Here is a 12330-nt window from a genome sequence, read left to right as displayed (position 1 = left end):
GCCGAGTTGCAGGACGCGCTGGTCGAGACCTGGGATGCGCTGGGCATTCCCTATGCCAACTCCGGCCGTCCCGCCGTCGCCGAGACCGATCGGATCGTTCCGCTGCTGGTGCCGAAGTCAGGCGGGTGAAGCCCGTTTTAAACTCTACTCCGGCGGCCATCCGCTGCAACTTTCTGCGCTTCCGGTGCTCACGGACCTGAATGTCCGCTGCGCTCCGGTTCTCGAAAGTCACACCGGCTGACGCACCGGAGCGAGTTTCAATTCGGGCTTCGTCGACGGCTCGGCTCACACCGTCTTCATCCATTTCGCCAGGCGATGCGCCGCTTCCTCGAGCTGATCGAGGCGGCGGTGGAAGCATAGCCTGAGGAAGGCTTCGCCGCCGGGACCGAAGGCGGTGCCGGGCGCCAGGCCGACATTGGCGTTGTCGACGATGTCGAAGGCGGCTTTTCGAGCATCGGTGAGGCCGTCGACCTTGAAGAACAGGTAGAAGGCGCCCTGCGGCACGGTGAAACGCGCCTTGCCGGTTTCGCTGAGGATGCCGCAGACGAGGTCGCGGGCGGCCCGTGCGCGCTCCACCTGTTCGGCGATGAAGCCGTCGCCCTCGTCGAGGGCGGCGACCGCGCCGCGCTGCATGAACTGCGCGACGCCCGAGGTCGAGTACTGGATCAGGTTCTCGAACACCTGCTGCAAGGCGGGATGGGTCTTGATCCAGCCGACGCGCCAGCCGGTCATCGCCCAGTTCTTGGAGAAGCTGTTGACGAACAGGATGCGGTCCTCGGGCGTGGCGACGTCGAGGAAGGACGGCGCGCGGCCATGGCCGTAGTGGAACAGCGAATAGATCTCGTCGGCGATGATCCACAGGCCCTTTTGGCTGGCGAGATCGAGGATCGCCTGGAGCGTCTCCCTGTCGGCCGTCCAGCCGGTCGGGTTGGACGGCGTGTTGATGAACAACAGCTTCGTGCGCGGCGTGATCGCTGAAGCGATCTTTTCGACGTCGCAGGACCAGCCATTGCCGGACTGGTCGAGAGTGACCGGCACGGGCACGGCGCCCGCCACGCCGGCGGCCGCGGCGAAGTTCGGCCAGGCGGGCGAGAGGTAGATCACCTCGTCGCCGCTGCCGGCGATCGCGTCGATGGCCAGCTGGATGGCATGCATGCCGGACCCGGCGACGATGAACTCCTCCTCGGCGAAGGTCTTGCCGAAATGCCTGGCATAGTAGCGGGCGAGCGCCTGCCTGAGCGCTGGAATGCCCTTCTGCCAGGTGTAGAAAGTCTCGCCGTCGGCCAGCCCCTTGGCGGCGGCATCGCTGATGAAGGAAGGCGTCGGCAGGTCGCCCTCACCGGCCCAGAGCGGGATCAGGCCTTCGCGCAGGCGGCCATGATTGATGACGGCGACGATGCCGCTTTCCGGCGCGGCGCGGGCTTCCGCGCGCAAGGTCTCGATAAGGGTCATTGGCAAAATCCGGATTCGTCTGGTCAGCGCTCTTACCAGATCGCCAAACGGAAAACCCCGGCCGCAGGCGGCCGGGGTTTTGGTCCAGAGCGCCCGCTCTGCGTTACTTCTTGGCGAGCAGGTCGCGGATTTCGGTCAGGAGCTGCACGTCGGCCGGCGGTGGGGCGGCGGCAGGAGCGGGCTTCTCGCGTTCCAGCCGCTTGCGCATATTGTTCACCGCCTTGACCATCAGGAAGATGATGAAGGCAAGGATCAGGAAATTCAGCACGACAGTGATGAATGAGCCGTAGGCGAAGACGGCGCCCTCTTTCTTCGCATCGACCAGCGCGGGCGAGTGGACTTTCGAAGACAGCCCGAAGAAGTAATTGTTGAAATCCAGCCCGCCGAAGATCGCGCCGACGATCGGCATGATGATGTCGTTGACCAAGGAATCGACGATCTTGGAGAAGGCGGCGCCGATGATGACGCCGACGGCCAAGTCCATCACATTTCCCTTGGAGATGAATTCCTGGAATTCTTTCAGCATTCGACCCTCCGTGACGGGCCGCGCTGCCGCCTCACCAATATCCTTCGGCGCCGGCCCTGACCCACCATAACAAAAACCCCCCGTTGCAAAACCGGAAAAAAGGCGAAAGCACCGGTTTGTGTTTCCGCAGCGCCATCAAGGGGATATGCGCCGAAAGCCGCGATGGACTCAGGCTCCAAGCTGTGATTGCGTCTAGCTCAGGCCAGGGTGGAGACCGACTTTGAATTAAGAATAGAGCATGATGTCGCCCGAAAACCGCTTCCCACTTTTCGGCATCATGCTCCAGGGAGGAAGTGCGGACCATGCAAGGCTGGTTCGTCGTCATCATTGCGATCGCCTATGTGACGCTGCTTTTCGCCATCGCCAGCGTCGGCGACCGGCGTTCGGTGGCGGCCGGGCTCGGCCGGGCACGGCCCTTCATCTATGCGCTCAGCCTCGCCATCTACTGCACCTCCTGGACCTTCTTCGGCTCGGTCGGCCTGTCCTCCGAGCGCGGCCTCGAATTCCTCGGCATCTATACCGGCCCGGTGCTGGTCTTCGTGTTCGGCTTCCCGCTGCTCAACCGCATGATCCGGCTGGCAAAGAGCGAGAAGATCACCTCGATCGCCGACTTCCTCGGCGCCCGCTACGGCAAGAGCTTCACCGTCGCGGCGATCGCGACGCTGATCGCCACCATCGGCGCCGTGCCCTATATCGCGCTGCAGCTCAAGGCGATCTCCGGCTCCGTCAGCCTGATGGTCGAGCACTATACCGGCTCGCCGCCTTCCTTCGATCCGTTCGTCAGCGACATCTCGCTGGTGGTGGCGATGCTTTTGGCGCTTTTCGCGGTGTTGTTCGGCACCCGGCACGCCGATGCTACCGAGCACCAGGACGGGCTGGTTCTGGCGGTGGCGGTCGAGACCGTGGTCAAGCTCGCCGCATTCATAGCCATCGGCCTGATGGTGACGTTCCTGATCTTCGGCGGGCCCGGCGACATGTTCGCCAGGCTTGCCGGAAACGGCCAGGTGCGCCAGGCGATGAGCTACAGCACGTCCTTGGCCACCTGGCTGGTGCTGACCGGCTTGAGCGGCTTTGCCGTGCTGATGCTGCCGCGGCAGTTCTACGTCACCATCGTCGAGAACCGCAGCGAGGCGGAGCTGCGCACGGCGACCTGGGTGTTCCCGCTCTACCTCGTGGCGATCAACCTCTTCGTGCTGCCGATCGCCTTTGCCGGCCTGTCGCTGGTCGGCGCCAAGACCAGCAGCGACCTTTATGTTTTGTCGCTGCCGCTGCTCAGCGGGCATGACCTGCTGGCGATGGCCGCCTTCGTCGGCGGCCTGTCGGCGGCGACCGCGATGGTGATCGTCGAGAGCGTCGCGCTGTCGATCATGATCTCCAACGATCTCGTCATCCCGCTGTTCGTGCGCCGCGTGCTCAAGACCAGCGCTTCGGAGAACGAGGACTGGTCGACGCTGATCCTCAATGTGCGCCGCGCCTCGATCTTCATCATGCTGTTCATCGCCTTCCTTTACTATCGCCAGAGCACCGACAGCGCGCGGCTGTCCTCGATCGGCCTGATGTCGTTCGCGGCGATCGCGCAATTCGCGCCGGCGCTGATCGGCGGGCTGATCTGGCGCCGCGCCAACGGCCGGGGCGCGGCGCTCGGCATGGTCGCCGGCATCGCCGTCTGGGGTTACACGCTACTCCTCCCCTCACTGGTCGGCCCCTCTACCGACATCGTCGTCCATGGCCTGCTCGGCTTCGAGGCGCTGAGGCCGCAGGCGCTGTTCGGCACTGTCGGCGAGCCGCTGAACCATGGCGTGCTGTGGAGCCTCTCCGTCAACGCGCTGTTTTTTGTCCTTGGGTCGCTGTCCCGCGCGTCCGTGCCGCTGGAGCGCATCCAGGCGGCGATCTTCGTGCCGCGCGAGGCTGGCCCGATGCCCAGCCTCAGGCGCTTCCGCACTGCCGTCACCGTCAACGACCTGAAGGATACGATTTCGCGCTATCTCGGCGTCGAGCGCACGGAGCGTTCGTTCCAATCCTTCGAGAGGGACGCGAAAGTCTCCCTGCTCGGCACCGAACCGGCCAGCATGGATGTCATCCGTTTCTCCGAGCAGCTGCTGGCGAGCGCCGTCGGCTCGTCCTCGGCGCGGCTGATCCTGTCGCTGCTCTTCCGCCGCAATGACCGCGACTCCAAGGATGCCTTCAAGCTGCTCGACGACGCCACCGAGGCGCTGCAGCACAATCGCGACCTCTTACAGATCGCGCTCGACCAGATGGAGCAAGGCATCACCGTCTTCGATCGCGATTTCCGGCTGATCTGCTGGAACCGGCAATACCGGCTGCTGTTCGACCTGCCGGACGAGATGGGCCAGGTCGGCGTCTCGCTCGACAGGATCCTTCACCACCTCGCCGAGCGCGGCGATATCCCCGCCGACCAGCGCGTGACGATGCTCAACCGGCTGACCAGCTTCACCGGCCCGTGGCAGATGGAGCTGAAGACCAGCGGCCGCATCCTGGAGCTGCGCTCCAACCCGATGCCCGACGGCGGCATCGTCGCCACCTATGCCGACATCTCCGGCCGCGTCGAGCAGGACCTGGCGCTGAAGCGGGCCAATGAATCGCTGGAGCAGCGGGTCAAAACCCGCACCATCGAGCTCACCCGCGTCAACGAGGAATTGGCGCAGGCGCAGATGCTGGCCGAGGAAGCCAATCTCGGCAAGACGCGCTTCCTCGCCGCCGCCGGCCACGACATCCTGCAGCCGCTGAACGCGGCCCGGCTCTATTGCTCGTCGCTGATCGAGAAGACGGGCAAGGGACCGGCCGGCAAGGCGGCGATCAACATCGAATCCTCGCTGGAATCGGTCGAGACCATCCTCGGCGCGGTGCTCGACATCTCGAGGCTCGATGCCGGCGCCATGAAGCCCGAAAACACCGCTTTCAACCTGGGCGGGCTGCTTGGCCAGATCGGCAACGATTTCCGCCCTTTAGCCGCCGAGAAGAAGCTTGATCTGATGATCGTGCCGTCGTCGCTCGGCGTCATGACCGACCGGAACCTTTTGCGCCGGCTGATCCAGAACCTGGTATCGAACGCCATCAAATACACGCGCGAGGGCCGCATCCTGGTCGGCGTGCGGCGGCGCGGCGAGCTGGCGGAGATCCAGGTGATCGACACCGGCATCGGCATTGCCGGCGACAAGCTCAACACCGTCTTCCACGAGTTCACGCGCCTCGACGAGGGTGTGCGCGAGGCGGAGGGGCTCGGCCTTGGCCTTTCGATCGTCGACCGCATCGCCAGGGTGCTGAGGCTCGAAATCCGCATCTACTCCAACCCCGGCAAGGGCACGCGTTTTTCCGTCATCCTGCCGGTGGCGGCGGTCGCTGCGCCGCCGCGCGAGGCCAGCAAGGCACCTGCTCGCTCCGCCTCTACGCTTGCCGGGCTCAATGTGCTCTGCATCGACAATGATGCGCGCATCCTCGACGGCATGCGGCTGCTGCTCGAAGGCTGGGGCTGCCATGTCCAGACGGCTTCGGGATCAGGCGATCTCTTGAAATCCGGCGCGCCGAAGCCGGACCTCGTGCTGGCGGACTATCATCTCGACGGCGGCACCGGCCTTGACGCGATCGCCACGCTGCGCGCCGCCTATGGGCAGGACCTGCCTTGCGTGCTTGTCACCGCCGACCGCTCCAGCGAGGTGCGCGCGGCCGCCGCCCGGCTCGACATTCCGGTGATCAACAAACCGCTGAAGCCGGCCGTGCTGCGCTCGATGATGGCCCGCGTCAGGCCGCTGGCGCCAGCGGCGGAGTGACCGCTGGCCGATGCTTCAGCCTCTATGTCCGGGGCTTCCCGGATAGGCGCAGACCATGTTGGCGAGCGCTTCTCGGGGCAGCCGGCAACTTCAGATCGCGCTGTCGGCCATTTGCGAATTGCGGAAGCGAGGCCTCGCGCCATTGGCGGTCGGGCTATGCTCGCGAAACGCCATGGCAAGGGTGCGCAAGGCCTCGCGCGATTGGGCATCGGACAGCGTCGAAAGCAGAAGGATTTCCGACGCCGGCAGCTGCGGCAGGCCGAATTTGCGGCTGACCTCGATGGTGCCTGGCGGGGCGAGCCGACAGGAGAAGACCGCCGTGGCAAGGCCGGCCGAAACCGCTTCGGCCACCGCAAAGGAGCCGCAGCCCAGGAAGACCTGCGTCCACGGTATGCCGACCGCGTCGAGCGCGCCGGTGACGATGTCGCGGATGCTGCAGGACGGCGCGGAGGCCGCCAGCCGCAGCGGCTCGCCGGCGCGATAGACGAAATCCGGCGTGGCGTACCAGCCGAAATGCTCGGGCGCCAACACCTCGCCGTCGCGGCGGTCGTCCTCGCGCCGCACGATCGCGGCATCGAGCTCGCCGCGATCGAAGGCGGCGAGCAGGTCGCGCGAATCGTCGAGCCGCACCTCGATGGTCAAAGCCGGATCATGCGCACTGAGCCGTGCCAGCAAGGTCGGCACCTCGGCGCCACCGACATGAGTGGCGATGCCGAGCCGGAAGTGGCGGCGGACGGCGGTGAGACTGGCGACCGCGCGGTCATGCGCGGCAAGCAGCTCGCGCGCCGGTTCCAGGAACACCGCGCCGCGCGCCGAAAGGCGCACCAGCCGCGGCGTGCGCTCGATCAGCCTTTCGCCGATCCTCTCCTCCAGCCGCTTCAGCTTGACGCTGATCGCGCCCTGGGTGCTGCCGAGGGCCTCGGCGGCGCGGGTGAAGCTGCGCAGGTCAGCGACGGTGACGAAGGCTTTGACCGCATCTACGTCCAGCGTCATGTCAGCTATCTCATTTTGTTGTCACTGAAATAGCCAACCATGCAATTCTAAAATGATCAAGCCTGCCCTAACTTGAATCGGCGCGGCAGCGGCGAACAGCGATCCGTTTCGCCTTGTCCCAAGAAATTCGAGAGGTTTGACCATGACACCTGTCCTCACCCACCGAGGCATCGTCGTTCTGTTCGCCGCGTGTCTTGCCTGCCTGATGTTCGGGCTGGAGATATCGAGCGTTCCAACCGTCCTGCCGACGCTGGAACAGGTGCTCGAGGCGGACTTCAGGCAACTGCAATGGGTGATGAACGCCTATACGATCGCCGTCACGACCGTGCTGATGGCGGTCGGTACCATTGCCGATCGCTATGGTCGCAAGCGCGTCTTCCTGGTCTCGATCGCCGCCTTCGGCCTTACCTCGCTGATCTGCGGCCTGGCGGGCAGCGTCTCGACATTGATCGTGGCGCGCTTCCTGCAGGGACTGAGCGGCGGCGCGATGCTGATCTGCCAGCTCGCCGTGCTGTCGCATGAATTCCAGGACGGACGCGAGCGCGCCGTGGCATGGGGCTGGTGGGGCGTCATCTTCGGCATCGGCCTCGGCTTCGGCCCGATCGTCGGCGGCGGCATCGTTGCCGTGTCGAGCTGGCAGTGGGTGTTCCTCATCCATGTGGCGGTTGCGATCGTCGCCTTCGTGCTTGCCTTGGGCGGCGTTCATGAATCGAAGGATCCGCAAGCGGGCAGGCTGGATCTCGCCGGCATCCTGACCTTGTCGCCTGCCGTCTTCTGCCTCGTCTTCTACATCACGCAGGGACCGGAGCTTGGCTTCGCCGGCCCGGCGGCCCTGGCGATCCTTGGCCTGTCGATCGCAAGCTTCGTTGCGTTCCTCGTCGCCGAAAGGGTCAGCAAGCGGCCGATGTTCGACTTTTCGGTGTTCCGCATCCGTCCGTTTTCCGGCGCGATCGTCGGCTCGGCGGCGATGAACCTCAGCTACTGGCCGTTCATGATCTATCTGCCGATCTGGTTTCATGCAGGCCTCGGCCTCGACAGCTTCGCCACCGGCCTTGCCTTGCTCGCCTACACGCTGCCGACTCTGATCATGCCGCCTTTGGCCGAGCGGCTTTCGCTGCGCTACCAGCCCGGCGTCATCATCCCGGCGGGGCTCGCCATCATCGGCATCGGCTTCTTCCTGATGAAATGGGGAAGCGCCGCTGCCCATGCCAGCTGGCTGACCATGCTGCCGGGCTGTCTGATCGCTGGCGCCGGCCTCGGCATCACCAACACGCCGGTGACCAACACGACCACAGGCTCGGTTTCACGCAATCGCGCCGGGATGGCATCCGGCATCGACATGAGCGCGCGCATGATCTCGCTTGCGGTGAACATCGCGGTGATGGGCCTCATCCTGGCGAGCGGCGTGCTCGCGCATCTCGTGACCACGCTGCCCGATCTCGACAGCGCAAGGCTTTATCAATTCGCCGAGGCGATCGCCGCCGGCAATCCGGTACCGGAGCTGCCGGACAAAGTAGCGCATGACGCGCTGGCAAACGGCTTTGGCTGGGTGATGCTCTATGGCGGCATCGGCGTCTGGATCATGGCGGCGATCGGTTTTGCCATCTTCAAGGCGCGGCCGGTGCGGCAGGAGGCGGTTCAGCGCCTGGACTGAGCCGGATGGTCAGCCGACCGGCTGTAGCGGGTCGCCGCCGATCTTCGACAGCTGGATGACGGCCTGGGTGCGGCTGTCGACGCCAAGCTTCTGCAGGATGGCCGAGACATGCGCCTTGATGGTGGCTTCGGAGACGCCGAGCTCATAGGCGATCTGCTTGTTGAGCAAGCCTTCAGCCAGCATGCCGAGCACGCGCGTCTGCTGCGGCGTCAACGCCTGCAGGCGCTTGATCAGGTCGGAGATTTCCGGGTCGCGCTCGACGCCGAGCTCGATGCCGGCGGGCGCCGCGATATCGCCGGCAAGCACCGCCTGCACGGCGGCGCGGATCTCCTCCATGCTTGCCGATTTGGAGATGAAGCCGGAGGCGCCGAGGTCGAGCGCGCGGCGGATGGTGACGGGATCGTCATGCGCCGAGACCACCACCAGCGGCACCGCCGGATGCAGGCCGCGCAGCGAGATCAGGCCGGAGAGGCCGCTGGCGCCCGGCATCGACAGGTCGAGCAGCACCATGTCGACATCCTCGTTGGCCAGCACCAGCGCCTTGGCGCTTTCGAAATCGCCGGCCTCGTGGATGGCGGCAACGTCGCCAATGCCGGCAAGCGCCTCCTTCAAGGCGCCGCGAAAAAGCGGATGGTCGTCGGCAATGACGAAGGTGTGGCCCGACGGCAAATATTCCTCCCCCGATCCCATCATCATTGTGTGCTTCTTGCGGGGACCAGAATGATTATGCGGCGGCGCGGCGCGTTTTCAAGCGGCAAAGGCGGCCTGCGGGGTTTTCCCCAAGGCTCCTCGACTGTTGTTTGCGCAATTCCGGACGAAAAACCGCTGTGCGCTTCTCCCGGAATTGCGCCCTCGGTTCAGGTTTTCTGGTTCAGCTTGCCGCCGTCGCCGTCTTCCTTGTCCATGTCCTTGACGATGTCCTTGAAGGTGCGGAAGAACTGCTGCATGTAGCCCATCGTCTTGTTGAAGTCCTCCTGGCTCGGCAGTTGCGACTCCAGCCGGGCGGAGAGTGAATTCTCGAGCTTGGCGACGCGCGCGTCGAGCGCCTTGACCGAATTGTCCAGCCGGTCGATCTCGTCCTGGTAGGCGGCGCGCTCATCGGCCGCCATCTTGCAGACGAGCTGGCCGGTGCGCTCCTCGCAGATCGACATGGCGCCGGTTCGGGTGTCCATGCGGACATAGCCGTTGGCCGACTTCTCCAGACGGTAGTGGTCGGTCTCCTCGGAATAGGCGGAAGCGGCAACCAGCGAGCAAAGCGCCGCGGGGATCAGGATGTGCTGCGGACGCATATTGTCCTCCATGAGCCAGTGAAGGCCGGCTATCACAGGTTTGCGCCGGAAATGGGGAAGAGTCGAGCTGGAGCCTTCCCCGCACCTTCGGTTCGGATTATAGCGCGAGAATGTCTCAGATTATCTACAAGATCGCGCCCGAGGCGCTTTGGCGCGAAGCCGAGAGGAACGGGCGCTTCACCGGCGCGCCGATCGATATCGCCGACGGCTTCATCCATTTCTCGACCGCCAGCCAGGTTCGCGACACGGCGGCCAAGCATTTCGCCGGTCAGACGGACCTGCTGCTGATCGCTATCGACGCCGCAAAGCTGGGCGAAGCGCTGAAATACGAGGTCTCGCGCGGCGGAGCCCTTTTCCCGCATCTCTATGCTCCGCTGCCCCTCGATTCCGTCCTCTGGGCAAAGCCGCTGCCGCTCGGTGCCGGCGGCCACGAATTCCCAACGCTGGAGGGCGAATGAGCGTGCTCAACCGGATCGGCCAAAAGCTGCTCTTCTCCTTCGATCCGGAAACCGCGCATGGCATGTCGATCGCGGCGCTGCGCTGCGGGCTTCCGGTCGGCGGGGCCACGCCGCGCGACGCTCGGCTCAAGATCAGCCTCTGCGGCCTCGAATTCCCGAACCCGCTCGGCATGGCCGCCGGCTACGACAAGAACGCCGAGGTGCCGGACGCGCTGCTTGGGCTTGGCTTCGGTTTTGCCGAGGTCGGCACCATCACGCCGCTGCCGCAACCCGGCAATCCGAAGCCGCGCATCTTCCGGCTGACGGCGGACGAGGCTGTGATCAACCGGCTGGGCTTCAACAATGAAGGCCATGCGGCCGCGGAAAAGCGGCTTGCCGCGCGCAAGGGGCGGCCGGGCATCGTCGGCGTCAACATCGGCGCCAACAAGGACAGCGCCGACCGCATCGGGGACTATGAGCGCGGCGTCGCCCGCTTCGCGCAACATGCTTCCTATCTGACCGTCAACATCTCCTCGCCCAACACGCCGGGCCTGCGCAACATGCAGGCGCGCGAGCAGCTCGGCGAATTGCTGTCGCGGGTGATGGCCGCGCGTGCGGCCGCTTCAGCGCAGCCGCCTGTCTTCCTCAAGATCGCGCCGGATCTCGTCGAGGCGGAGCTGGAAGACATCGCCGCCGAGGTCGCCGAGAAGAAGATCGACGGCGTCATCGTCTCCAACACGACGCTGGCGCGGACCGGATTGCGGAGCGGTGGCGTGGCGAACGAAACCGGCGGTCTCTCGGGAAAACCATTGTTCGAGCGTTCGACCGCGGTTCTGGCTCGCATGCGCAAGTTGCTTGGACCGAACATGGCCATCGTCGGCGTCGGGGGCGTCGACTCCACCGAGACGGCGCTGGAGAAAATCCGTGCCGGGGCCGACCTCGTCCAGTTCTACACCGGCATGATCTATGCCGGGCCGGCACTGCCCGGGCGCATCGTTGCCGGCATGGCGCGCTTTGTGGAGAGGGAGCGCCTCAAATCCATCGCGGAGCTGCGCGACAGCGGCTGCGAGCGCTGGTCCGGACGACTCTGACAAGTTCCCACCGCACCAGGAGGACAGACGATGGCCGAGGTTTTGAACTCCGTCGTGGACTCGATCGGTGGAACGCCATTGGTCCGGCTCGACAGGCTGACGGCGCAGGCGGGCGTCGACGGCGCAATCCTCGCCAAGCTGGAATATCTCAATCCCGGCTTTTCCAAGAAGGACCGTGCGGCGCTCGGAATAATCGAGGAAGCCGAAAGATCCGGCGCCATCAAGCCGGGACAAACGGTGGTCGAGCTTACCTCGGGAAATATGGGCACGGGGCTCGCGATCATCTGTGCGGTGCGGGGCTACCCCTTCGTCGCGGTGATGTCGAAGGGCAACTCCGAAGAGCGCGCCCGCATGATGACTGCGCTCGGCGCGGAAGTGATCCTCGTGGATCAGTTGCCCGGATCGGTGCCGGGGCAGGTCTCGGGTGGCGATCTGGCGCTCGTCGAGCAGGCCGCCAAAGCGGTGACGGCGGAGCGAGGCGCGTACCGCGCCGACCAGTTCCATCGCGACGGGAACTGGCTTGCGCATTATCACGGGACCGGGCCGGAAATCTGGGACGCCAGCCACGGCGCCGTCGATGCATTCGTCGACTTCATCGGCTCGGGCGGCACCTATGCCGGGGTGGCGAGGGCGCTCAAGGAACGCAATCCTCTGATCCAATGCTTCATCGTCGAGCCAAAGGGCGCCGCCGCGGCGGCGGGCGAGACGGTCACCCAACCCGAACACCCCATTCAAGGCGGCGGCTACGCCATGCCGGACCTGGCGTTCCTGAACAACGCGCCCGTCGATGGCTATCTTCAGGTTTCCGGTGATGAAGCACGCGAGGCTACCCGCTTGCTCGCGCGCAGCGAAGGCATCTTCGGCGGCTTCTCCTCCGGAGCGAATGTGGCCGCCGCGCTGCGGCTCCTAAAGGGCGATCAATCAGGCAAAACGATCGCTGTCGTGATTTGCGACTCCGGGCTGAAGTATCTCTCGACCGATCTCTGGAGCTGAGAAACGCCTCAGACGCACGCGTCCAGCGCTAGTGCATTTCACCGCTTCATGGAAACGGCGAAATGCCCTATCTCTTTGTTTTTACGCAATTCCGGACGGAAAACTGC

At 65.1% G+C, this 12330-nt stretch carries 10 protein-coding genes; 5 read left to right on the top strand and 5 right to left on the bottom strand.

Annotated features, from left to right (window positions below):
- Positions 1–285: 285 nt before the first annotated feature.
- Both RFM41_RS14225 and mscL read right to left on the bottom strand, forming a co-directional pair.
- On the bottom strand, positions 286–1452 hold the full coding sequence (locus RFM41_RS14225; RefSeq protein WP_320248800.1) for a pyridoxal phosphate-dependent aminotransferase: 1167 nt from the start codon (positions 1450–1452) through the stop codon (positions 286–288).
- Between the two features lie 103 nt (positions 1453–1555).
- Positions 1556–1978, bottom strand: coding sequence for a large conductance mechanosensitive channel protein MscL (mscL, locus tag RFM41_RS14220; RefSeq protein WP_320248801.1), 423 nt, complete (start codon positions 1976–1978; stop codon positions 1556–1558).
- Positions 1979–2280: 302 nt separating this feature from the next.
- Between mscL and RFM41_RS14215 the strand changes: the two genes are divergently transcribed.
- The gene (locus RFM41_RS14215; RefSeq protein WP_320248802.1) at positions 2281–5766 is read left to right on the top strand and encodes a PAS domain-containing hybrid sensor histidine kinase/response regulator; all 3486 of its coding nucleotides are present in this window, start codon (positions 2281–2283) and stop codon (positions 5764–5766) included.
- A gap of 90 nt (positions 5767–5856) precedes the next feature.
- Here RFM41_RS14215 and RFM41_RS14210 read toward each other — a convergent pair whose 3' ends face one another.
- Positions 5857–6759 (bottom strand): LysR family transcriptional regulator, encoded by a 903-nt coding sequence (locus RFM41_RS14210; RefSeq protein ID WP_320248803.1) that lies wholly within the window; start codon positions 6757–6759, stop codon positions 5857–5859.
- 142 nt (positions 6760–6901) lie between these two features.
- On the opposite strand from RFM41_RS14210, the gene RFM41_RS14205 reads away from it, so the two are divergent.
- Positions 6902–8413 (top strand): MFS transporter, encoded by a 1512-nt coding sequence (locus tag RFM41_RS14205; protein ID WP_320248805.1) that lies wholly within the window; start codon positions 6902–6904, stop codon positions 8411–8413.
- A gap of 9 nt (positions 8414–8422) precedes the next feature.
- Here RFM41_RS14205 and RFM41_RS14200 read toward each other — a convergent pair whose 3' ends face one another.
- On the bottom strand, positions 8423–9082 hold the full coding sequence (locus RFM41_RS14200) for a response regulator transcription factor (RefSeq protein ID WP_320249476.1): 660 nt from the start codon (positions 9080–9082) through the stop codon (positions 8423–8425).
- 188 nt (positions 9083–9270) lie between these two features.
- Positions 9271–9702, bottom strand: a complete 432-nt coding sequence (locus tag RFM41_RS14195) for a hypothetical protein (protein ID WP_320248806.1) — start codon at positions 9700–9702, stop codon at positions 9271–9273.
- Between the two features lie 110 nt (positions 9703–9812).
- Here RFM41_RS14195 and RFM41_RS14190 point away from each other — a divergent pair, with 110 nt between their 5' ends.
- From RFM41_RS14190 to RFM41_RS14180, 3 genes are read left to right on the top strand one after another with little or no spacing between them, the layout of a single operon-like run.
- Positions 9813–10160 carry a DUF952 domain-containing protein gene (locus RFM41_RS14190; RefSeq protein WP_320248807.1) on the top strand — a complete coding sequence of 116 codons (348 nt, stop codon included), beginning with the start codon at positions 9813–9815 and terminating at the stop codon, positions 10158–10160.
- The gene (locus tag RFM41_RS14185; protein WP_320248808.1) at positions 10157–11230 is read left to right on the top strand and encodes a quinone-dependent dihydroorotate dehydrogenase; all 1074 of its coding nucleotides are present in this window, start codon (positions 10157–10159) and stop codon (positions 11228–11230) included. The genes RFM41_RS14190 and RFM41_RS14185 overlap by 4 nt, the downstream gene beginning before the upstream one ends.
- Before the next feature lie 30 nt (positions 11231–11260).
- Positions 11261–12223 carry a PLP-dependent cysteine synthase family protein gene (locus RFM41_RS14180; RefSeq protein ID WP_320248810.1) on the top strand — a complete coding sequence of 321 codons (963 nt, stop codon included), beginning with the start codon at positions 11261–11263 and terminating at the stop codon, positions 12221–12223.
- Positions 12224–12330 lie beyond the last annotated feature (107 nt).

Origin of the sequence: Mesorhizobium vachelliae, assembly GCF_033977325.1 — a bacterium.
In the GTDB taxonomy this organism is placed as follows: Bacteria; Pseudomonadota; Alphaproteobacteria; order Rhizobiales; family Rhizobiaceae; genus Mesorhizobium; species Mesorhizobium vachelliae.
Note: the sequence above shows the minus strand (reverse complement) of the source record. Positions and strands in the feature narration are given on the sequence as shown.